Raw genomic sequence first — 23,392 nt, 5'->3', positions numbered from 1 at the left:
TTATATGGGTGTTTTTAATAAGAAAACACAGATAAAGGGCGGTAAGAGAAATGCAAAACAGATGATCATGAATATGTTTATGTCAGAATACTTTATATTTTATCTCACTGTCATATGCTTTATCTGTGTCATCCCATTTGTGCCGAGGATCATCACGAGGAGCAATCTTCTCAATGTAATGTCCAATCTGTGGCCGCTGCTCGTCGTTGCTGTCGGACAGACGTTTGTCCTGCTGCTGGGAGGCATCGACCTGTCGCAGGTCTCTGTCATAGGAGTTACAAGTGTTATCGGGACTGTCCTTATGAGCAGTTCTTTTCAGGAGGATATCTTTTCTTCCACGCCTCTTTGGGGGTGGCTGATCGGGCCAAAAGGAGGACCGCTTTCAGATTCCGGTATGGCAATACCGCTCTGTATTCTGGCAATGCTTGTGATCGGGACACTGATCGGAATGTTCAACGGATTTTTCGTCGCGCGGTTTAAGATGCCGCCGTTTATGGTCACGCTCGTCACACAGATGTTTTTACTTAACTTTGCGATATTTCTTACACAGTCCAGGAACGTAATGGGACTGCCGAAGGGATTTAAAGAGCTGGGAAAAGGTTCACTTGGAGGAATCATTCCGTATGCGGCGGTCCTGACCGTGACGGTGACGGTCATCGCCTGGTTCATATTGAAGAAACTCGTGCTTGGAAAATGGATCTACTCGACCGGAGCAAATGAGACGGCAAGTATCGTGTCCGGCGTACCGACAAAGACGGTTACGGTATTCTGCTATGCATTCAGCGGCTTCTGCGCCGCCGCGGGTTCTGCCATCTATTCCGCACGGCTTAACATGGGGCGTCCTACTTTGGGAGAAGACTTGACAATGGATATTGTAGGGGCGGCGGTACTGGGCGGCACGAGCCTGCTCGGAGGAAAGGGAAAGGTTACGTGGACCGTGTTCGGCGTGTTGTTCTATACGATATTATTCAACGCCCTGAACTTGTTTAACCTGTCGTACTACACGATCAATATAGTGAAAGGCTTTGTAATACTGGCCGCCGCGTTCCTCGATGTGGTGAGGACAAGGCTGGCCGTGAAAATGACAACGCAGAATGAGGCAGGTGTTTAATATGAGTGAATACGTATTACAGTTAGAACATATTGCAAAAAGTTTCTTTGGGATCGCAGCATTAAAGGACGTCAGTTTTGGTCTGGAAAAAGGAGAACTGCTTAGCCTTATCGGAGAAAACGGCGCCGGGAAATCTACACTTATGAATATAGTCGGTGGAGTTCTTAAGGCAGACAGCGGGAAGCTCTACCTCAACGGTGATCCCTATGAGCCGCAGAAGCCGTCGGATGCCGCAAAGGCAGGGATCGCATTTATACATCAGGAATTGAACCTGTTCACAAATCTGAGCATTATTGACAATATGTATATTAATTCTTATCCCCGTATTCCCGGAACCCCGCTCATAAGGAAGTCCGCGGTGGCGGATAAAGTAAAGGAAGTGCTGTCGTCGGTGGACCTGGATGTTCCCCCGGAGACGATCGTGGAAAAGCTGTCGCCGGGTGAACGCCAGCTCGTAGAGATCGCGAAAGCGCTGTCCTCGGATCCGCAGATATTTATTTTTGACGAGCCGACGACTTCTCTTACGGCGAGGGAGACGAGAAAGCTGTTTGACATAATAGAGCGGCTTCTTAAGGAAGGGAAATCCATTATCTACATCTCCCATATACTTGCGGATGTGCAGCGGCTTTCGGATCATATTATCGTGCTGAGAGACGGCATGATCACAGATCGTGATAAGAAAGAGAACTACACGGTCAACCGTATGATCAGTTCCATGATCGGAAGAGAGATCGACCAGCTCTATCCGGAAAAGACAAACCGTCCGGCGAAAGAACCGGTTCTGGAACTGAAAGACATCTCGCAGAAGGGGATCACGCACAAGGTGAGCATGAAGGTGTATAAAGGCGAAGTTGTCGGAATGTTCGGACTTATGGGCTCGGGAAGAAGTGAGCTTGCAAGGATCGTATACGGACTGGATCCTTACGAGGAAGGGAAAATATTTATCCACGGCAGAGAGATCAGAAAGATCAGCCCAAGACTTGCCATTAAAAATAAAGTGGCATTTGTCACAGAAAACCGCAGAGAAGAAGGTCTGTTCATGGATTTTACTATACGCGACAATCTTTCGCTCGTATCGGTGCCGGAAAAGGCCCGCACGAAACTCAAGATCGTAGATGACTCTTCTGTAAAACAGAGCACTCAGGATATGGTGGAGACGCTTAAAATAAAATGTCCGCCCATCGGGACAAATCCCGCAAAGAGTATGAGCGGCGGTAATCAGCAGAAGGTGGTGATCGGCAAATGGCTGCTTGGAAGTCCGGACCTGCTTATTGTGGACGAGCCGACGCGCGGAATCGATGTGGGGGCAAAGTTTGAAGTATATTCTATCATAAATAAGCTGGCATCTGAGGGAAAAGGGATCTGGGTCATCTCCTCGGAGCTTGAGGAGCTGATGGGAATTTGTGACCGCATCATAATCATGGGAAACGGAGAGGTGCGCGGAGAGCTTAAGCGGGAAGAGTTTGACAAGGAAGTTATAATGAAAGCCGCATTTAACCAGAACGGGAAGGGGGATGAATAATATGAAGTCAAAAGAGAGTGTGAACAGGCTGTTATTTAAAAATATTCCGCTGCTGCTGTTTGTGATCATATTTGTTCTGTTTGGGCTGTTTTCGCCGAAGTTCCTGAGTATGGCATCATTCAGCAATATTATACTGAATTCTTCTTACGTCGGAATCATCGGGATCGGGATCATGTTCGTGCTGCTAACGGCTGGGATCGATCTGTCGGTCGGCTCTGTCATGTATCTGTCGGCAGCCTCCACCGGACTTCTGATAGCCAGGTTCCATGTTCCCACAGCCGTGGGTGTATGTGCCGGTATCGGTGTGGCGCTGCTTGTCGGACTTTTTAATGCGTTCTGTATCATAAAGCTTAAGATCCTCCCGTTCGTGACAACACTTGGAACGATGACGGCAGGACGCGCGCTCGGAACATGGATGACGCATTCGGAGTCCGTGAATCTCCCCAAATCTATCACCTCACTCGGCTCTCAGAAGATTGCCGGCATACCTATGGCGATCCTCCTGTTTTTGCTCATTGCAGCGGCCGCGGCGCTGTTTCTGGCCAGAACGAGGCTTGGACGGCAGGTATATGCTGTCGGCAATGATCCGGAGGACGCGCGCAAAGCAGGAATCAGCAACAATAAGATTTTGTTTACGGTGTATATGCTGAGTGCCCTGCTGGCGGGGATCGGAGGGATCATCTCGGTGGCCCAGATCGGGATCGTGAATGCTTCCTTTGGAAAGGGGGAGGAATTCAATGCCATTGCCGCGGCTGTCCTGGGAGGTACGAGCCTTGCCGGCGGCAGCGGTAAAGTCTCCGGCACCATACTTGGCGCGGTCATGATACAGATGATCCAGTCAGGGCTTGTCTATATGCAGGTAGATATGTATATCCAGCCGCTCATATCAGCGGGAATTATTTTTCTCGCCGTATTTCTAGACAGTATAAGGGGGCGCTATATGGCGAAGGCTGAGGCCAGAAATATAAGAAATGAAAATCTGGTAAGAGAATAGAGTAAAAGACAGAGAAAACAGAGGCCTGATGCATACGGCCTCTGTTTCATATCATTTCATATCAGGAAAATACGTGTACAGATTCTCCCGGTTTACTGTGATAAGGCCGGTGTATACCGTATCCGGGATGACGGAAGCTGCGCCTTTGGCCAGATTGTTGACTGTGATCGAGGAATGATTGATATCATAGAGCATGGACGCCGCGTAATACGTGAACACGGCCCGTTTCTGTCCGATGATGACATCTACATCGCCGCTCTCCACAAGTTCCAGGTTGTCCGGCTCGATATCCATGGCGGTCACTTTGATATCATGATCCGCAGAACTGCTCCTGAGACCGTTTGTGATACCGATGGCGCTGTTGGAATTAAAACCGGAGATGCCGGCGACATCGGGATGGGTCTCCACGATGAGCTTTGTGATCCGTTCGGACTCGTCATAGTTGGCCATGTCGTCATATTCCCCGATGACAGTGATGTCCGGATAGTTGTCAATAACAGAGTGATAGCCCTCAAATGCGGCTTCCGTCGTATCCGCGCCGCCGATGCCCATGACAGCTACCTTTCCCTTGCCGCCGATAAGCCGGACCATAGCCTCTGCCTGGGTCACTCCGATCTCATACCAGTCTGAGCCCGCAAAGGCGATCCGTTTGGAAGTGGATACGTCGGAATCTACTGTCACGACCGGAATGCCCTGCCGTATCGCTTTGTCGATGACGGGGGCGAGACTCTGCTCCATGCCGAGCACTACGATACCGGCGGGACTGCGGGAGATCGCTTCTTCCATCGCCTGTATCTGTCCGGGAATGTCGTATTCCTCCGGACCGAGGATCGTTGTTGTGACGTGCCTGTCGGCGCCGAACTGGCGGAAGGCCGGAATGTCGTTCTCCTGGAACATGCTGTGGCCTGTCATAGTGGCCACCCAGATATATTCTTCACTTTGGGAAGTATCTTTTGTGTCCGGCAAAGTATCCGCGGACTGCTTTTGCGTCATAATGGCAGACAACAGTACGAGACAGAGGAGGCCTGTTAAGATGAGCGGCAGAAGTAATTTGTTTTTTTTCATAGATTCCTCCTGTTAATGGGAAAGGTCCAGTGCTTTTTGGGTAAATTCTTCGGGCGTTATAAGGTGATAGAATAATTCCTGCGGCAGGGAGTGCAGTTCTCTGCCTCCTGTATAGGGAGACAGATAAAAGTGTTCAGCAGGGATGTAGCAGTTCTGGCTTTTTATCTTCTTCCAGGAGGCGGTAAGCGTTTCATTTACGGAATAATTCTGAATGTTCGTCATTGTCCGTGTGTCCTCGATGTACTGAAAGACAGTTTCGTACCGGGTGTAGTAGTCGAGGAATGTACGGCAGATATCTATATTGGCGCTTTCTTTACAGATACCGATAACGGAATCCACCGGATTTCCGATAACAAAGCTTTGGCCGCTGCCCGCCGCCGGATAAAATCCGCACACGTCAATATCGATCTGCTGCAGTACAGAATCATTGACCATGGAGATATAAGTTTCCGGCGCTACCGTCATCGCATATGTGGAGTCCAGAAATGCCTGGAAAGCCTGTTCTCCCGTCAGGCGGAGACCTGTATCCGACAGATATCCTTCTGTGCGCATATCATAGCATATCCGCAGGGCATCGAGATGAACCGGATCCTCCAGACCCCGAAAGCCTGAAGACGCGGTGACAGGGGAACCGGCGCCGGAAAAAGCGTCGGCGGTCAGCAGTGTCATAAGGTCATTGGCCGAGGCGCTGTCGGCAAGTCCTGCAGAGAGCGGTACAATGCCGTTTTCTTTGAAGACGCGGCATGCTTTCATAAAGCGCTGTAAGGTATCGGGCGGTTCCAGCTTATACTTTTCAAACAATGAGACATTGTACCAGACACCGAGATAATTACTCTGATACGGAATACCGAAATATTTATCTGAGCGGGATATTTCCTTGAGGTGGTCAAGCGCTCTTTCATCAATACGGGTAAAAGCATCCATATCTGTTATGGGAAGCAGCGTGTTGTTATAAATATATTTGGAATAAGCTTCCGCGGGGATCTCGATGATATCTGCGGAGTCATCCTGGTTAAGCCTGGCATCCAGAAAAGAGAGGTAGCCGTTCTTGGAATACCGCTCAATATTGATCTTATAGTCCGGGTATTTGTTGTGGAAACCGTCCAGTGTGGAAAGCGGGATGTCTTTGTAAGTCAGTATATTGATGGAGTATGTTTCCTTCGACGTTTTGGGAGAACTGTTTAAATAGGAATATAAGAAGCCGAGGGATATGACGGCGCAGGCCCCTGACACTGCCAATAATATTTTTGTGACGAGCTTTTTGTGCATATTTGTCATAACCCCCTGCGGTAAAACATGGTAACTGTAGAAAAATTAATGTAATAATAATATAATAAAAGCAGTGTTTTTTCAAGGAGACATATTTTAGGTCTTCAGATATTTTAGGTGTTCAGATAGTAAAAAGGCAGGCGGGCATATGAAGATAATAAAGTATAAAGATCTAAAAATGAAAAACAAGCTGTTTATCGGCTTTATACTCGTTATCGCTGTACTTGTCTCACTGCTTGGCTATTTCAGCATGACATTCAGTGAGCAGTCTATCAGGACGCAGATGCTTGACTCCATCCAGGAGACGATGAACCAGATGGGAGAGAATATCGAGGGTGAGATCCAAAAGGTTCTGGACGTTTCGGCACAAGTATGTCTGAACGAAGAACTCTGCACAGTCTTGCAGGAGGAAAAGCCCGGGACGATAGAAGAATACTACAGCAAAGATAAAACGATGCGGCAGATCCTGAATGAGTCCTATGCGGCCTATTTCTCAGTGGAGGATGTCTTTGTCTGTTCCTACAACGGCAGCGTATATGGATCAGACAAAAATAAGCTGAGCCTGACGGCGGATTATGATTTTACGCGGACAGGCTGGTTTGCGGATATGAAACAGAGCGGAGCCGGGGTGAGTATCCTGTCCCAGTATGACAGCAGCTCTTACATAAGCACGGGCGAGCCTCAGAAACTGTTTTCTATTGTAAAGAAGATCTACAACTATAGATCAGGCAAGGAGATCGGATGCCTTATTGTCCATATGAACAGCGATATCCTGGGGAATGTGCTGCAGAGCGTCAACAGCAATGAATACCAGCAGTGTCTGATCATCGATAATAATAAAAAGATCATCTATCATCCGGATTCTGACTACATAGGCACGCAGTACCGGGAGGCGAGGGTGAGCGAACTGCTCACCATGGAGAACGGTTATATGGAGTCTCTTTCGGAAAAAGGTTATCTTGTGTTCAGCACATCGGCGGTTACCGGCTGGAGCGTTATCTCTGTCGTGGATAATAAATATATTATGGACAGTATTAACCGGCTTCGTCTGTTTCTTATTCTGACGGCGGTATTCTGCGTTGTGCTGTCCGTCTATTTCGCGAGTTATATAAGCAAGACGATCAGCGACCCCGTCGCCCGTCTGCAGAGAAAGATGTATCAGGTGGGAGAAGGAGATTTTGATATCAGGGCGGCTACGGGTGCGTCGGATGAGATCGGACAGCTTACCCTCTCCTTTGACAAAATGGTAGAGCGGACAAAACAGCTGATAGAGAACGTGTACCAGTCGGAGATATACCAGAAGGAGGCGGAGCTGAATGCGCTGCAGGCTCAGATCAATCCTCACTTTCTGTACAATACACTGCAGACGATAGATATGATGGCAGAGGAAGAGGGGGCGGATGAGATCAGCGACGCGTGCCAGGCGTTGTCTAAAATTTTCCGTTATTCCATCAACCGGGGCCAGGAGTTCGTACATGTGCAGGATGAAATTGTTCATATAGAGAATTATATGCTCATCCAGAAGCTGCGCTTCGGGGGTAAGCTGGAGGTCAGGTATGATATTCAGAATGAATGCAGGGAACTGTATATTGTAAAGCTGCTGATCCAGCCAATGGTGGAGAACGCGGTAGTACATGGAATGGAAAATGTGCTGGATAAATGCTATGTGACGATCCGCGTATACAGAAAGGAAGACTGCCTGTACGCGGAGGTGGAGGACAACGGTACGGGTATCGCCCCCGGACAGCTTATGGAACTGAATGAGAAGCTGGCCAGAAGCGCAGAGCAGAAGATGGTGCATGAAGTGGATTACGTTAAAAACCACAGAAGCATTGGACTGGAAAATACAAATGCGAGGATCAAACTGTATTTTGGACAGGAATACGGTATTACAATTACGAGTGAAGAAGGGACAGGGACAAAGGTCTGTATCAAACTCCCTGTCAGAACGTAAAGGAGGATGAAATATGTACGCAGCATTGGTCGTAGATGACGAGGAGATCATCCGCAGAGGGATATGCAGGAAGCTGGAACGCTTTTTCCCGCAGCTTAAGCTGGCGCCGCCCCAGGAAAACGCTCTGGAGGCGCTGCATTATATACAGACTAACCAGGTGGACATCGTATACGTGGATATCAGGATGCCGCTGGTGGACGGGCTGGAGTTCATAAGCAGGGCAAGGCAGTATAACCCGTACCTTCAGTTTGTCGTCATAAGCGGATATACGAATTTTGAATATGCCAGAACAGCCCTGCAGCTGGAGGTTAAGGATTATCTGCTGAAGCCCATTGACAACGGGGAATTCAGAGAAGTGACGGCGCGTCTCATTAAGGAGCTTGACGAGAAAAAAGAGCAGATCAGGGACAGACGGCACGTCAAGAGCCAGGCGGAGGAGGGGAAATTTTTAAAAAAGAGCCGCTATCTCACGGAACTTGTCCGTGCAGATTCATCCATGGATACGGTGGAGCTTGAGAAAGATCTGGAGGAGATGGGGATCCGGTTCACAGATACATATCACAGGGTATTGGCCGTGATCGTCCAGGATATACGGTCTGTCCCGGGGTTTGAGGACGTGTCGGGACTTGCGGTACTGCAGTTTGCCGTGTGTAATATTATGGATGAGGTATTTCTTCACTGCGGATGTACGTCTTTTGTGCATGAGAAGGGAGAAAACCAGTTTATTATTATTTTGAACACAGAGACTTCCCTTGCAGCTCATTTTCTGCGTGAAAAGGCGCACCATCTCTTAAATGTGCTAAAGAGTATATATGGCTTGGACGCCGCGGCGGGAATAGGAAAGGAAGTGCGGCGGACGGAAGATCTGTGTGTCAGTTATGCTGAAGCGCTCGAATCAGGTCTCCGCTGTTCCATGCTAGGTCTTTCCGAAGTAGAGATCTGTGAAGGGACAAAACAGAAAAGACTGGAAATGCGGCTGCTGAATGAGTTTGACAAGAATATACTGGAAGGATACATCAAATCACAAAATGAGGCGGGAATCAGGCAGTTTGTAGATGAGATGCTCTCCAGAGTAAAAAAAGAAGGACTCACCTATACGAATGTGAAAATAATGTGTCTTGATATCTATATGCTGGCGGCGAAGCTGCTTGCAGAAAAAGGAAAAGATACGGAGACTGCGGTGAAGATGCTGGAAAGGCTGGACAGGCAGGCCGTAAAAAACACCGCACTGGAAGAGTTCCGGAAATATCTGGAACAGACATTGTGCGTTATCAGCCGGCAGTTTGACGACCGTAAGAAGAGCAGCGGAAAGACACTCATAACAGATATCCTGGCGTACGTAGATGAACATTACAGCAAAGACGTAAGTCTTGGGACGATCGCAGGAAAATTCTTCATCAATCCAAGTTACTTAAGCCAGCTCTTTAAAAAAGAGATGAATATGAAGTTCATTGACTATATCACAGACGTAAGAATAAAAAAAGCCCTTGTACTGCTGGAGACAACAAGTCTTACCGTAAATGAAGTGGCCGAGGCGGTCGGATATAAAGATACCAGATATTTTCGTGAGATATTCGTAAAACACATGGGAAAGACCCCGTCCCAGTATCGGATGGAGGGAGCGGGGGGAGGAACTCAGGAGATTTGAGCTTTGCGGGGAAACAGACGCAGGAACGGCAGCAGGCCCCCCCGCTGCCGTTCCTGCGCCGTACACCCCATACCCTTAAAAACAATCTCAATCTCCCTCAAGTTCTTTGATCAGCGTCTGGATGGAATCAGCGCTTTCCTCAAGCGCATCGGCGATCTCATCGACTGTCTTTCCCTTTTCAAGTTTCTTTTTGATCTGTTCTTTCAGTTTATTTCTGGCGCCTTCCTTTCTCGCTTCTTCCTTCTCGTAATATTTTTCTTCCCATGCCTGCATATACTTCACCCCGACTTCCTCACTGTTTCTCACCTTTCGGACCCGGTCGTGGATGTGTTTTATCCGCTCGCTTCCTGTCTGCTCGGCCGCTTCGTCTGTCGTGTGCTCTACATAATGCAGAAATTGTACGAGCTCCGCTGAGACTTCGTCTTCATTCCTTCCCCGGGTGTTCAGAAATATCCGCGTCGCTCCGTCTTCAAGAATACATTGCGGCTCTTCCTCACACACAGAACGGAAGGTATATTGGTACTTCCCGCAGCCGAACAGATCAAAGGGCGTTATCATAATGATATAGGAGTCATTCAGCGTACTGTAATCCGGGATTCCCGGATCAAGCAGGGAGATATCGGTCAGTGACTGGTAGTAGCGGCTCCGCCTGGACAGGTCTGCTCTGCGTTGTTTCTGCATCTCTGTGTTATAAACAGTTTTTTCCATGTCCATGGAGAAGACATCCATGCGGACGGAGCGGGCTTCCGGTGAGATTCTGAGTTCTTTCTCCGTCTCATTTTTTTCGAGAAGAGGAATCTCCCTGCCGAAGATAATGCTGAGCACCTCTTTATGTATAAGCGGGTCTTCCATCACTTCCTCAAACAGAAACCGGTCCGTAAGGTTCAGGCTGTTTAATGGTATCAGTTTTTGTCTTTTGTTCATATATTTCTCCTTTATTTTACCATAAATCATCCATGATTACCAACGATACAATACACTAGAGCGTGTTTGAAAATTCATTCCAGCAATTTTCAAACACGCTCGAGAACAGCACGCATAGGCATCCCTCCCTTACACTTTTGATATGACAATGTCATTGGATAAGTACGGCGAACTGCCGTATATGAAATGAGAATTTCGGAATATGTGATTCGTGTTTCCATGGTATCACATCCCAGATTTCTGTTCAAGAAAAAATATGCTTCTGTAAAAAATTCTCCTTATTTTCTAAAAAACCTCCCGCTTAAAAATAAATCCGGCTGTGATAAATTACAGAACATAGAAAGAAATTTTTCACTTATATATGAAAAAAATGAAAACGGAGGGATGGCAATGGACAGAAAAGACATAATTTCTGAAGTAAAACGGACGATCCTGGAGGAAAGCGAGGCAATCCGGGCATTGTCCGGCCAGCTGGATATGGAAAAGGCGGCCAGGCTTGTAGAGCTTATCGGAGACGGGAAAGGGAAGGTGGTCGTGGCGGGCTGCGGTACATCAGCCATGGCGGCCAGGAAAGTAGTACATTCTCTGAACTGTATCGAATGCACTGCCGTATTTCTCACGCCGTCGGACGCGGTGCACGGGGGACTTGGAGTTCTAAAGGAAAATGACATACTCATTCTCATCAGCAAGGGCGGCAATACGGAGGAACTGGTACAGCTTATCCCGCCGTGCAGGAGCAAGGGGGCGGTGCTCGTGGGAGTGACGGAGGATGAAGCGTCAAAGATCGGAAAGGCGGCGGATCTCTGCCTGCAGGTGAAAGCAGGGCGGGAACCATGCCGATTCAATATGCTGGCAACAGCCAGTACGCTGGCGGTCCTCTCGGTATTTGACGCTGTCTGCATTGCCCTCATGCAGTATACCGAGTACACGAAAGAGCAGTTTGCCGTCATTCATCCGAAAGGGGCGGTAGGAGAACGGCTTCTTGGAAAGGAGGATCCTGATGAAAGGTATGATGAAGGCGGCCGTATTCAAAGGCATTGAACATATGGAGATCGAAAGCCTGGAGATTCCGTCCTGCCCGGACGGGGGGCTTCTTGTAAAAGTAGCGGTCTGCGGGATCTGCGGCGGGGACATACGCAACTACCGAAGCGGACTCAGAAACGGAAAGACAGATCAGATCATGGGGCACGAGATAGCCGGGGAAGTCGTTGAGGTGTCGGAAGGCGTGAGCCGGTTTGCCGCCGGCGACCGGGTGGCGCTTGCGCCGGATGTAAGCTGTGGAGAGTGCTATTACTGCCGCAGGGGGCTGGTGAATCTGTGCGATGACCACCGCATGCTCGGCACACATTTTTCCGGCGGATTCGCCCAGTATATCGCGATTCCGAAGATCGTGCTGGAACGGGGATTTGTAGAGCATATACCCGATGACATGAGTTATGACCACGCGGCGTTTGCAGAACCGGTGTCCGGGGTGGCGGCCTGCCAGGAATATAACCGAATATCTTACGGGGACACGGTTGTTGTGATCGGCGACGGGCCGATCGGTTGTCTCCACATGGAGGTGGCGAAGGCGAGAGGCGCATTTCGTACGGTCATGCTCGCCAGAGGGCGCATGGAACAGGCCCGGAAGTTTGGATTTGAACATCTGATCTGCAACAAAGATCCAAAGGAGGCGGCAGAAAAAGTCAAAGCGCTTATCGGGCCGGGGGCGGACGTAGTCATATGTGCGGTGCCCAACGCGGCGGCGCAGCAGCAGGCGCTTGAACTTGTAAAGAAGAGAGGGCGGGTAGTCATATACGGCGGACTGCCGGGGAGCAGTCCGATGACGACGCTTGACTCAAACAAGATCCACTATAATGAGATCATGGTGCTCGGAGCATTTTCTTATTCTTCCACAGGTCTGGAGGATGCGCTCAGGACGATAGAGGAAGGGAAGATAAGCACCGGAAAATACTTGAGCGCGAAGGTGTCTCTTGAAGAGATCGTGGGAGGGATACAGATGGTGACGCGGGGAGAGGCGCTGAAGGTGCTCGTGGACCCGTGGGCCTGAAAAGGCGGCAAAAAGAAGAGCAGACAAAGAAAGGAAGGCAGGAGAACATGTACGAGATCGACACAAAGTTAGAGGAACTTGAAAGAGCCGGGACACCAGTGCGGACAGCACTTATCGGGGCCGGACAGATGGGAAAGGATATCGTGGCCCAGATCGAGGGAATGAAGGGAATTGAATGTGACATTGTGGTAGATGTCCGGGCGGACATCGCCGCAGAAGCATACCGTCAGGCAGGCTGCCAGTGCGAGGTGGTGGAGGTGCACACGGCCGGGGAGGCTGAAAAAGCTATCGCCGCGGGGAAAAAGGCTGTGACGACAGATTATAAGACCGCGGTACAGGCGGCGCAGATCACGAATGTGATCGATGCGACCGGCTCGCCGGAGATGGGGGCGAGGGTAACGATGGAGTGTATCCTCCACAAAAAGCATATTGTGATGATGAATGTAGAATGTGACATTACCATCGGCCCCCTTCTGCGCAGGCTGTGTGAACAGGCCGGCATCGTCTACTCTCTTACCGCCGGAGATGAACCCGGCTCCATTATCGAAGTGTACCGGTTTGCAAAGGCGCTTGGATTTGAAGTGGTGGCGGCGGGAAAGGGCAAAAACAATCCGCTCGATATCTATGCCGATCCCGGTATGCATAAGTGGAAGGAGAAAGCGGCGAAGCGGGACATGAATCCGAGAATGCTCATTGAATTTGTGGACGGTTCCAAGACGATGATCGAGATGTGCGCAGTATCGAACGCTACTGGGCTTAAGCCGGATGTAAGGGGGATGCACGGACCAGAATGTAATGTAAAAGACCTGGCCAGGGTATTCTCCCTGAAGGAGCAGGGGGGGATCCTGGACCAGACAGGTGTGGTGGACTATGGGATCGGGGATATCAACCCGGGTGTGTTTGTCATTGTGACGACGGACAATAAGAGGATCATAGACGGGCTTGTACAAAGAGACATGGGAGAGGGGCCGAATTACCTGCTTTACCGCCCGTATCATCTCTGTTCCATCGAGACGCCGATCACGGCGGTACAGGCTGCTGTCTACGGAGAATCGACCGCTCACCCGATGGATCATCTGACAAGTGAGTGTATTACGGTGGCAAAGAAGGACCTGAAAGCCGGAGAGGTGCTGGACGCCATCGGAGAATACTGCTACCGCGCCTCGATCGAGCTGGCGGAGACCGCGAGGGAAGGCAATATGCTTCCGGTAGGGCTCGCAAAAGGAGCGGTGCTGAAAAGAGACATTAAAAAAGACGAAGTGATCACATATGACATGGTGGAACTTGACAACCGTTCTGTATTACTGCAGCTGCGCAGAATGCAGGATGAGATGACCGGATGCTGACAGAGGGAGAAGGAAAGGAGAACAAAGATATGGATCATAGGGTAGTGATCGGGTATGCCCCGACGAGAAGACGCATATTCAGCGCACAGGACGCGGTAAAGTATAAGAAGATGATAGCGGACCGGCTGAGAGAATGGGAGGTAGAGTTTGTTGACATTGAGGATATTAACGAGGAGGGACTTCTCCGGAGTGCAGAAGATGTACAGCCGGTCATAGACAAGTTCAGCAGGGCAAAGGTTGACGCCCTGTTTATCCCTCACTGCAATTTTGGCTCTGAGCACAGCTGCGGCAAGGTGGCGGCAGCCCTTCATGTTCCTGTCCTTTTGTGGGGACCGAGAGACGAGGCGCCGGAACCGGACGGCAGCAGGCTGAGAGATACACAGTGCGGACTCTTCGCGACGGGAAAGGTGCTGAGGAGAATGAAGGTTCCCTTTACCTATGTCCCGAACTGCCGCGTAGACAGTCCGCAGTTTGAAAAGGGATTTAAGAACTTCGTGGCAGCGGCAAATGTGATCAAAGAATTCCGCAGAGGCAGGATCCTTCAGATCGATACGCGCCCGGCGGATTTCTGGACGATGATGGTCAACGAGGGGGAACTGCTGGAGAAATTCGGAATTCAGGTATTTCCCATAACCATGGTAGAATTTGCGGACAAGGTGCTGGAGCTTGAGGCGTCCGACAGCGCAGAGGTGGAAGAGACGGAGCGTTATATCTATGAACATATGGACGTATGCATTCCAAAGGAGTCTGTGCGCCGCGTGGCAAGTCTGAAAGAAGCGATGAAATATTTCGCGCGCGTAAACGAATGCAACGCGGTTGCCATCCAGTGCTGGGATGCACTCCAACAGGCACTTCACGTAATGCCGTGCTGCGCAAATGCACTGCTGACAGATGAGGGGATACCGGTCGTCTGCGAGACAGATATCCACGGAGCGGTCACGGCTATTATGGTTCAGGCCGCGGGAATGGGCAGAACACCCTGCTTTTTTGCCGACTGGTCGGTGCGCCATCCGGAGAATGAAAACGGGGAGCTGCTGCAGCACTGTGGTCCGTGGCCTATCTCTCTTGCAAGGGAAAAGGCAAAGCTTTCAAGACCTTTTGCGTTTCCCGAGCATTGTCCCGGGGCTGTCGTGGCAGAGCTTAAGCCCGGGGAGATATCGATCCTGCGGTTTGACGGTGATAACGGAACTTACGGGATGCTGATGGGGAAGGCCAGAACGATCGACGGTCCAAAGACGACAGGCACCTATGCGTGGGTGGAAATTCCCAACTGGCCAAAGGTGGAGACAATGCTTGTAAAGGGGCCGTATGTCCATCATGCCGTAGGTATTCACGGTGATGTGATTCCGGTGATCTGTGAGGCGCTGAACTATATACCGGATGTCAGGGCGGATTTCTATGACGAGGATCAGGAAAGGGAAACATATGCTGCTTGGAATTGATGTAGGTACGACCGGCGCCAAGGCAATGGTATTTACAGAAGAAGGCGGGACAAGAGGGTACGCGTTCCGGGAGTACGGGATTCTGTACACAAAAGAGGGCTATGCCTGTCAGGATGCGGAGAAGGTGTGGGAGATAACAAAGGAAGTCATACGGGAAGCCGTCAGGGAAGAAGGACAGAATATCCGGAGCATTTCCGTCTCCGTGCAGGGGGACGCGGTGATCCCGGTCGATCGGGACAGGGCTGCGCTCGCCTGGGCTCAGCTTGGTATGGATTACCGGGGGAGAGAAGAGGCCCGGATGTGCGCAGACAGATTTGGCGCCTGTGAAATATTTTCAAGGACCGGAATGCGCCCGCACCCGATGAATTCTTTTATAAAAATACTGTGGATAAAGCGGCACGACGAACGCTTATATGAGAAGACATATAAGTTCGTGACATACGCAGACTTCATCATGGGAAAGCTCGGAAGCAGCGAGATCGTCATTGACTACACAATGGCGGGCAGAACGCAGGCGTTTGACCTGTCCGGGAGAACGTGGTCCAAAGAGATATTGAAGGCTTTTGACATTCAGGAAGAGAAACTCGGCACGCCGGTTCCGTCGGGTACAGTGGTCGGAACGATAGACCGGGATTTGGCCGAGGAACTTGGTATCTGCCCGGGGGCCGCACTTGTAGCGGGGGGCCATGACCAGACGTGCGCCGCCGTCGGCGCCGGAATCACGGAAGAGGGTATGGCGCTTGACTCCCACGGGACGGCAGAGGTGCTGACCGCTGTGTCAGAGGGACCAAAGCTTGGGTCTGTCATGTTTGACAGCTTCTATCCTTGTTATATACATGCGCTTCCCGGATTATATGCAACCTTCGCACTGAACCATACCGGAGGAGCGCTGCTTAGATGGTTTGTGGAAGAATACTGCCGGGAGGACAGGAGAATAGCCGCCGCAGAGGGAATATCGGTGTATGATCACGTGATGGAGAAGCTCCCTGATGGACCGTCACATGTGATGGTGCTTCCGTATCTGAATGGGAGCGGAACACCATACTGTGATCTGGAAATGAAGGGCGGCATACTGGGACTTACTCTGGCAACCGGCCGTTACGATATAGCGAAGGCTGTGCTGGAAGCGCTCTGTTTTGAGATGCGTCTTAACATGGATCAGATGAAAGAGGCCGGCATTGCGGTCAGGACTGTGAGATGTGCCGGAGGCGGCGCCCGCTCCCGTACCGGCCTGAAGCTGAAGGCGGATATCATGGGGGTGCCGGTGACTACATTAAAGGTGAGGGAGGCCGCATGTTTCGGTGCTGCGATTCTGGCCGGAAGAGGCGCAGGGCTTTACCGGAGTGCGGCCGACATACAGAGCCTTGTACAGACGGACGTCACATATGAACCGGAAAAGGCGCGCAAAGATATGTACGATGAACGGTACCTGGTCTACCGCGGACTTTACCGTACAATGAAGCCTGTGATGGCGCGGGTGGGTGAACATAATGCAGAAAATATCCAGTAAAGTAAAAGCAGAGATAACAGCTATATACGATACACTCAGAGGCGCCGAGAGAAAAGCGGCCGACTATGTGCTCCTGCACCCTCAGGAGGCCGCGCTTCATTCCATCACTGAGTCGGCCGGCCGGGCCGGGTGCAGCGAGGCCACCTTTGTGAGGCTTGCGCAGAAGCTCGGCTATAATGGTTATGCGCAGCTGAAGCAGATGCTGCTGCCCGCGGAAGCGGCGTTTGAGCCGGAAACGCTCCTGCCCTACGGAGATATCGGAAGAGGGGAGGACAGTCAGGCTGTCCTTTGCAGCGTATTCCACGCGGCTGCCCGGGCGCTTGATGATACGCTGGATCTGCTGGACAGGAAGGTGTATGAAGAGAGCCTTTCCTATATCACACGTGCCGGTAAGATCCTCTCCGCAGGGGCCGGTGACGCGTATACGGCGGCGTACAGCGCGTATCTTAAGTTCTCAAGGATCGGTCTGCGGGCAGTCTGCCCCGCTGACTTTGACGTCCAGATCATGGAGGCTTCCGGAATGAAACGAGGGGACGTACTGCTTCTTATCTCCCACTCAGGCAGTACGAGGACGCTCTGTCAGGTGGCAGAGACGGCGAAGGCAAAGAAGGCCCGTATCATAACCGTTACAAATTATCCGCTGTCTCCGCTTGCGAAACTGTCTGACTGTGTGATACGCACGGCAGCATTTACAAAAAATCCGTGTAATGAGACCGTGGCAAAGAGAATTCCGGAACTCTGTATCATAGAAGCGCTGTATATCAGCATACTACAGGGCAGGGAAGAAAAATACGCAAAGATGCTGGCGGCGGCCAATGAGGAGCTAAGAAAGAATAAATTTTAAATAAAAATAAGTTCTAAAAAAAGTCTGGCAATTATCTAAAAAATACCCGGCTAAGCTGACCAAACATTAATGTTAAAATGAGAGCGTAAAGAGATATTCAGGCTTACGCTCTCGTTTGCGTACAAAAAAGACAGAAAAGAGGTAACGGTATGTGTAAGACGGAAATGCAGCAAAAAGAGGATATTGAGGAGGTAGGGAGAGCTCTCTATGATAAAGGACTGCTTGTAGGAACGGACGGAAATATCAGTATCCGTCTTTCCGAACAGGAAGTTCTCATAACGGCTTCCGGCTTCTGCAAGGGAAAACTCACTGCAGACCAGATAACAAAGGTGGATATGGAAGGACATGTGCTTGAAGGGAAAAAGCCCGCCAGGGACATCCGCATGCATCTTGCGGTCTACAGAGAATGCCCGGAGGCAAGGGCCGTGGTCCATGCCCATCCTCCTGTGACGACAGGATATGCCATGTCGGAGGTGTCGTTTGAGAAGGTGGCTCTGCCGGAGGTGTTATTCTCCTTGAAGGGGATCGCGGTGACGGATTATACGACGCCGACGACGATAGAAGTTCCGCGGGAGGTAAGCAGGGTTCTTAGGGAAAAGCCGCAGAGCCGGACGATCCTGCTGGCAAATCACGGAGCGCTCACGATAAGCAGCAATGTGTATGACGCATTTTATATGATGGAGACGCTGGAAATGTTTATGAAAGCAGATCTTGTCTCAAGGCTGCTTGGCACGACCCGTTATCTGGACAGCCGGCAGATGGATAAGGTAAACCGCCTCATAAAAGGCGAGGATGCGGACAGCGTTGCGGAGGTGCGGTATGAATAGTTATTTTATGGGACTGGACTATGGAACCGGAGGGTGTAAAGTGTGCATCATCAATGAAAAAGCAGATGTGCTTGCCTATGCCTACCGGAAGTATGACATTATCACAAATCAGGACAATTATTCGGAACATGACGTACACGATTACTGGCCTGCCACGTGCAGTATGATAAAGGAATGCATGAGTAAGGCAGACGTAAAGCCTGAGGATATCAGAGGCATCGGCACGTCTTCTGCGCTGCCTTCTCTAGTGATGGTAGATAAAGAGGGGGAGCCGGTGCACAATGCGTACAATTTGATGGACCGGAGAGCGGACCGGCAGGAACAGTGGTTAAAAGAACACATCGGGGCAGACGAGATATTCCGGCTTACCGGAAACCGTATAGAAGACCATCCGATACTTGTGAATCTTTTATGGGAGAAGGAAAACCGGCCGGAAGATTACAAACGTATATACAAAGCGCTGACCATAGACGGATATATCCGGATGAAACTGACAGGCCGGATGACCGCGCACCACAGCGCAGGCGTATTTTACGGGGTGGCCTATGACCTTGACAACAACAGGTTTGACGAGGGAATGCTTAGACGTCTTGGGATAGAAGCCTCTGTACTTCCGGAATTCTTCCGCTGTGAGGATATCGTCGGAGAGGTGACAGGGGAGGCTGCAAAAGAGACCGGACTTGTGCCGGGGATCGAAGTCGCAGGCGGGCAGGTCGACTGTAATGCCGGATGGATCGGAGCGGGGGCGACCGAGGTGGGCGATATACAGATGAACCTGGGTACGTGCGGCAACATGGGTATTGTAAGGAACACAAAAGAAAAGTTCCGGGATATGTTTAATCTCCAGTATACGACGGACTGCACAAATACTTACATTACAGTGACAACGACCCAGACCGGAGGCCAGTGTCTCAGATATATGAAGGAAAACTTTGCCAAGCTTGAGACTGCGATGGAGGAACTGATACCGGACTTTGACAGCTATGATTACCTGAATATGGAGGCGGACAAGATCCCGCCGGGGAGCGAGGGGCTGGTCGTACTGCCTTATCTGATGGGGGAGCGTACTCCTATATGGGACAATGACGCAAGAGGAGTAGTGTTCGGGCTGTCTCTGTACCACACAAAAGCACACCTTGTCAGGGCGATGATGGAAGGAGTCGCGTATGCCCTGTATGATTCCTTTATTATATTGAAGGAAAGCGGAATTAAGATCAACTATCCGCTCGTCATGAACGAAGGCGGAGCAAAGAGCAGACTCTGGAGAAGAATCATCACGGACGTACTCAACGTGCCCACTGTATTTGTAAAGAACCGGGTGGGGGCGCCGTACGGAGACGCGCTGCTGGCAGCAGTGGCGACGGGCTGCATGAAGGACTTCAGCATTGCAAAAGAGAAGGCAGAGTACGTAGAACCTATGGAACCGATCGAGGAGAACCACGAGACGTACATGAAATATTTCAAAATATATAGAAACCTTTACCGGCATGTGAAGGAAGATTTTAAAGACTTAAAAGAATTAAGAAAGCAGGTGTAGATGAAGATGAAAAGATTACATACAGGATTTGGCGTGATCGTATCAACGAGAGGGTTTTTCAACCCGGAGCTGGCCCATGAAGGAAGGGTCGAAATACTTGAAAAGCTGAAAAGCATGGGATATGACACCGTCTGCCTCGATGAGTCCGATACGAGATACGGACTGGTAGAGACGATGGACGATGCAGGGAAGTGTGCAGACTTATTTAAAGAAAACGCGGACAGGATACAAGGGATCATCGTATGCCTTCCGAACTTCGGAGATGAGGTGGGCGTCGTAAGCGCCATAGACAAAGCAGGGCTTAACGTACCGGTGCTCGTTCAGGCGTGCGACGATGAAAAGGACAAAATGGATATTGCCGGCCGCCGGGATGCTTTCTGCGGTAAGATATCGGTCTGCAGCAACCTGAATCAGTACGGTATCAAATTTACGAATACGACTTTCCACACATGCGCCATAGACAGCGATATATTTACGGAAGATATCAGAGACTTTGCAAAGGTGTGCCGCATTACAGCGGGCTTAAAGGGGCTTCGCGTGGCCCAGATGGGCACGCGGCCCGCGGCTTTCCAGACGGTACGGTATTCGGAAAAGCTGCTTCAGAAGATGGGGATACAGGTCGTACCTGTAGATATGTCAGAAATAATCTTTGCGGCAAAGCGTCTTGAGATGACGGAGGAAGTGGCAGAGGCCGCGGCCAGGATCAAGTCTTACGGGCGGCTTGAAGACAGTGTTGAAGAAGAACATATAGTAAAGCAGGCAAAGCTCTATGTGACGGTAAAGAACTGGATGAAGGAAAACGATTGCCAGACAGGGACGATCCAGTGCTGGGACTCTCTGCAGATCAATTACGGGTGTGCCGCATGTCTGACGATGAGCATGCTTGGGGAAGAAGGAATGCCCATGGCATGTGAAGCTGATGTGACGGGCGCGGTAACAATGTATGCCATGTACCTTGCCAGCGGGTCACCCTCCGGATATCTGGACTGGAACAACAGCTTCGGGGAGGACAGAGATATGTGTATCGGCATACACTGTTCAAACTTTCCAAAATCATTTATCAGCGGCCCGTTTGAGATCGGCAGTCTCGATATACTCGGCAACAGTCTTGGAAAAGAAAACTGCTTTGGGGCATGCAAAGCTGTGATCGCTCCGGGAACCATGACGTACGGAAAGATTTCCACAGATGAGGAAAAAGGAAAGGTGAAAATGTATGTAGGAGAGGGCAGCTTTGTGGAGGAAGAAATAGATACGCCCGGAGGCGTGGCAGTCTGCAAAGTACCGGGGCTTCAGGCGCTGATGGATCATATCTGCAGCAGCGGGTTTGAACATCATGTAGCTATGAACCGCGGAAATTCCGCCAAGGTACTTGCAGAAGCGCTCGGGAAATATATGGGAGCCGAAGTATATTACCACAAAGGAGAAGAGGCGCGCAAATGACTGACTTTGAAATAAAGCTGGAAAGGATCCGGCATCTCCTTGACCGGCGGCAGGCAGATGCGCTTGTGATCGCCAGAAGAGATAATTTTGCCTGGCTGACCGGGGGAGAGGAAAGCGGTGTCATACTGAATCAGGAGACCGGCTTTGTCTATCTTGTTGTGACGAGGAAGGAACTGACTGCGGCGGCGCTTTGGGCGGACGCCGCCAAAGCAAAAGAGGAACTGCTGGCAGGACTTGGATTTACGGTCCACACTCTGAACTGGAAACAGCCGGGAAAAGAACAGTATATTGAGCGTCTTTTAAAAGGAAAGAAAGCGTTGTCGGACATACCGCTTGAAGGCTGTCTCTGCGACACGGAGGCGGTATATGAGCTGGAGTATCCGATGACAGAGACCGAGATAGAACGGTACCGGGAGCTTGGAAGGCTGTCTGACAGAATCCTCGCCGATACGGCCGGAAATATAAAGCGTGGGATGACGGAACAGGAAATAAAGGCAGAGCTTCTGCGTCAGTGCGCGGACAGGGGAGTGGAGACGGACGTTCTTCTTGTGGGGGCCGATGAGAGGATCGAAAAGTACAGACACTGCACCCCGACGGAAAAAGCGGCGGAGCATACCGCGCTGCTGTCGCCTGTATTGCGCAGGTACGGTCTGCATTCCAACATTGCCCGCATGGTCTGTTTTGGAAGTGTGCCGGAAGAAGTACGGGAAAAATACGATGCAGTGTGCCAGATCCAGGCCGAGATAATCAGCATGAGCAGGGAGGGCATACCGTTTGGTGAGATCTTTCAGATGCAGGAGAGATCATACCGCCAGCTCGGCTACGGGCAGGAATGGATGAGACACGGCCACGGCGCGCCGGTCGGATATATGCTCTCAGACGCTTCGGTTTTGTACAACAGCGGGAGACGCATGATGCCCGGGCAGGCTTACGAGTGGTATGTGACCGTCAGCGGCGCAAAGTCCGCGGAGCTTGTGATGAATACCGGGGGCAGACAGGAAATCTTGTCCATGACAGGCCTGTGGCCGGAGAAGGAATACCGTACGAGTAACGGAGATGTCATAAAATTGCCGGACATTTGGATTATTTAGGCAGAACATTTATGAAGTAAGGGGACGGAAATTTTCCGTCCCCCATGTTTTTTTCATTTCGTTTACACTGTTGTGAACAAATCTACAGACTGGCCCGTCATGACTGCAGGCGCGTCGCAGAGCAGGTAGACGATCGCCTTTGCCACATCTTCGGAACGTCCCATTTTGGCATCGTCCTGACCGACGGAGTGATTGTATACCCTCTGTCCCGGTGTGTCTACGATACCGGGGGAGACGGCGTTGGCCCTTATGCCGTATTCCTGCGTCTGGATCGCGGTCGTCTTTGTCATAGTGATGATCCCGCCTTTGGCGACTGCGTATGCGCCCATCTGGGAAGCGATACGTCCCATGCGGGAGGAAACGCTGACGATATCTCCGCTGCGCTGCTTTATCATAACAGGAACGACTTTATTGATACAGAGGAACGGGATGCGCAGATTTGTTTTGATGATCTGATCCCATTGTTCTTCGGACCATTCCCATATTTTGATCGCCTGGTGTTCAATATTGTTGTATATCTCCTTCGGGTATCCTCCTGCATTGTTGACAAGAATATCTATCCGGCCGAACTTTTCTACGACAGTGTCTGCCATAGACTGGACCTGTTCGCCTATCGTCAGGTCACGGGAGAGGGCGATGGCCTTTCCGCCCTTTTCTTCGATAAGTCTCACGGTCTCTTCCAGATCCGCCAGTGTCCTCGCAACAGCCACTACAGTTGCGCCTTCCGCGGCGATGGCAAGTGCGGCGTCTCTTCCGATTCCTTTTCCGGCTCCTGTCACTATTGCAATTTTTCCTTCTAATCTCATATTGTTTTCCTC

Annotated in this window: 19 protein-coding genes; 15 read left to right on the top strand and 4 right to left on the bottom strand. The window is 50.6% G+C overall.

What is annotated here, in order from left to right:
* Positions 1-4: 4 nt before the first annotated feature.
* Genes LAJLEIBI_RS16915 through LAJLEIBI_RS16905 form a run of 3 tightly spaced genes read left to right on the top strand, consistent with a single transcriptional unit; the run spans position 5 to position 3,627 of the window.
* Positions 5-1,111, top strand: coding sequence for an ABC transporter permease (locus LAJLEIBI_RS16915; RefSeq protein WP_006443363.1), 1,107 nt, complete (start codon positions 5-7; stop codon positions 1,109-1,111).
* Position 1,112: 1 nt separating this feature from the next.
* Entirely contained in the window at positions 1,113-2,633 is a 1,521-nt protein-coding gene (locus LAJLEIBI_RS16910) for a sugar ABC transporter ATP-binding protein (protein ID WP_040435090.1), read from the top strand.
* A 1-nt stretch (position 2,634) separates the two neighbouring features.
* Positions 2,635-3,627 carry an ABC transporter permease gene (locus tag LAJLEIBI_RS16905; protein WP_040435089.1) on the top strand — a complete coding sequence of 331 codons (993 nt, stop codon included), beginning with the start codon at positions 2,635-2,637 and terminating at the stop codon, positions 3,625-3,627.
* 51 nt (positions 3,628-3,678) lie between these two features.
* On the opposite strand, the gene LAJLEIBI_RS16900 is transcribed toward LAJLEIBI_RS16905, so the two are convergent.
* A complete protein-coding gene (locus tag LAJLEIBI_RS16900; RefSeq protein WP_006443360.1) occupies positions 3,679-4,692 on the bottom strand; it encodes a substrate-binding domain-containing protein in 1,014 nt (337 codons plus the stop codon).
* 12 nt (positions 4,693-4,704) lie between these two features.
* Positions 4,705-5,970: an ABC transporter substrate-binding protein gene (locus LAJLEIBI_RS16895; RefSeq protein WP_006443359.1), complete on the bottom strand. Its 1,266-nt coding sequence runs from the start codon at positions 5,968-5,970 to the stop codon at positions 4,705-4,707.
* 139 nt (positions 5,971-6,109) lie between these two features.
* On the opposite strand from LAJLEIBI_RS16895, the gene LAJLEIBI_RS16890 reads away from it, so the two are divergent.
* Positions 6,110-7,915, top strand: coding sequence for a sensor histidine kinase (locus LAJLEIBI_RS16890; protein WP_006443358.1), 1,806 nt, complete (start codon positions 6,110-6,112; stop codon positions 7,913-7,915).
* A 13-nt stretch (positions 7,916-7,928) separates the two neighbouring features.
* Positions 7,929-9,563, top strand: a complete 1,635-nt coding sequence (locus tag LAJLEIBI_RS16885) for a response regulator transcription factor (protein WP_006443357.1) — start codon at positions 7,929-7,931, stop codon at positions 9,561-9,563.
* 87 nt (positions 9,564-9,650) lie between these two features.
* Here the strand turns inward: LAJLEIBI_RS16885 and LAJLEIBI_RS16880 are convergent, their stop codons facing one another.
* Complete coding sequence (locus tag LAJLEIBI_RS16880; protein ID WP_040435087.1) at positions 9,651-10,487, bottom strand: Rpn family recombination-promoting nuclease/putative transposase; 837 nt, start codon at positions 10,485-10,487, stop codon at positions 9,651-9,653.
* Positions 10,488-10,877: 390 nt separating this feature from the next.
* Between LAJLEIBI_RS16880 and LAJLEIBI_RS16875 the strand changes: the two genes are divergently transcribed.
* From LAJLEIBI_RS16875 to LAJLEIBI_RS16830, 10 genes are all read left to right on the top strand, one after another.
* Positions 10,878-11,528, top strand: coding sequence for a KpsF/GutQ family sugar-phosphate isomerase (locus tag LAJLEIBI_RS16875; RefSeq protein ID WP_050765547.1), 651 nt, complete (start codon positions 10,878-10,880; stop codon positions 11,526-11,528).
* A complete protein-coding gene (locus LAJLEIBI_RS16870; RefSeq protein ID WP_006443354.1) occupies positions 11,488-12,537 on the top strand; it encodes an alcohol dehydrogenase catalytic domain-containing protein in 1,050 nt (349 codons plus the stop codon). Before LAJLEIBI_RS16875 ends, LAJLEIBI_RS16870 begins: the two co-directional genes overlap by 41 nt.
* Positions 12,528-13,883, top strand: coding sequence for an NAD(P)H-dependent oxidoreductase (locus tag LAJLEIBI_RS16865; RefSeq protein ID WP_006443353.1), 1,356 nt, complete (start codon positions 12,528-12,530; stop codon positions 13,881-13,883). The genes LAJLEIBI_RS16870 and LAJLEIBI_RS16865 overlap by 10 nt, the downstream gene beginning before the upstream one ends.
* Before the next feature lie 29 nt (positions 13,884-13,912).
* Positions 13,913-15,325: an L-fucose/L-arabinose isomerase family protein gene (locus tag LAJLEIBI_RS16860; RefSeq protein ID WP_040435575.1), complete on the top strand. Its 1,413-nt coding sequence runs from the start codon at positions 13,913-13,915 to the stop codon at positions 15,323-15,325.
* Positions 15,282-16,835: an FGGY-family carbohydrate kinase gene (locus tag LAJLEIBI_RS16855; RefSeq protein ID WP_167534351.1), complete on the top strand. Its 1,554-nt coding sequence runs from the start codon at positions 15,282-15,284 to the stop codon at positions 16,833-16,835. Before LAJLEIBI_RS16860 ends, LAJLEIBI_RS16855 begins: the two co-directional genes overlap by 44 nt.
* Positions 16,816-17,679 (top strand): MurR/RpiR family transcriptional regulator, encoded by an 864-nt coding sequence (locus tag LAJLEIBI_RS16850; RefSeq protein WP_147570504.1) that lies wholly within the window; start codon positions 16,816-16,818, stop codon positions 17,677-17,679. Before LAJLEIBI_RS16855 ends, LAJLEIBI_RS16850 begins: the two co-directional genes overlap by 20 nt.
* 149 nt (positions 17,680-17,828) lie before the next feature.
* Complete coding sequence (locus LAJLEIBI_RS16845) at positions 17,829-18,506, top strand: class II aldolase/adducin family protein (protein ID WP_006443349.1); 678 nt, start codon at positions 17,829-17,831, stop codon at positions 18,504-18,506.
* Entirely contained in the window at positions 18,499-20,043 is a 1,545-nt protein-coding gene (locus tag LAJLEIBI_RS16840; RefSeq protein ID WP_006443348.1) for an FGGY-family carbohydrate kinase, read from the top strand. The genes LAJLEIBI_RS16845 and LAJLEIBI_RS16840 overlap by 8 nt, the downstream gene beginning before the upstream one ends.
* A 6-nt stretch (positions 20,044-20,049) precedes the next feature.
* The gene (locus tag LAJLEIBI_RS16835) at positions 20,050-21,483 is read left to right on the top strand and encodes an L-fucose/L-arabinose isomerase family protein (RefSeq protein WP_242654913.1); all 1,434 of its coding nucleotides are present in this window, start codon (positions 20,050-20,052) and stop codon (positions 21,481-21,483) included.
* On the top strand, positions 21,480-22,574 hold the full coding sequence (locus LAJLEIBI_RS16830) for a M24 family metallopeptidase (RefSeq protein ID WP_006443346.1): 1,095 nt from the start codon (positions 21,480-21,482) through the stop codon (positions 22,572-22,574). Before LAJLEIBI_RS16835 ends, LAJLEIBI_RS16830 begins: the two co-directional genes overlap by 4 nt.
* Positions 22,575-22,636: 62 nt before the next feature.
* Here LAJLEIBI_RS16830 and LAJLEIBI_RS16825 read toward each other — a convergent pair whose 3' ends face one another.
* Complete coding sequence (locus tag LAJLEIBI_RS16825) at positions 22,637-23,380, bottom strand: SDR family NAD(P)-dependent oxidoreductase (protein ID WP_006443345.1); 744 nt, start codon at positions 23,378-23,380, stop codon at positions 22,637-22,639.
* Between the last annotated feature and the right edge of the window lie 12 nt (positions 23,381-23,392).

The organism is [Clostridium] hylemonae DSM 15053 (assembly GCF_008281175.1).
Classification (GTDB): domain Bacteria; phylum Bacillota; class Clostridia; order Lachnospirales; family Lachnospiraceae; genus Extibacter; species Extibacter hylemonae.
Note: the sequence above shows the minus strand (reverse complement) of the source record. Positions and strands in the feature narration are given on the sequence as shown.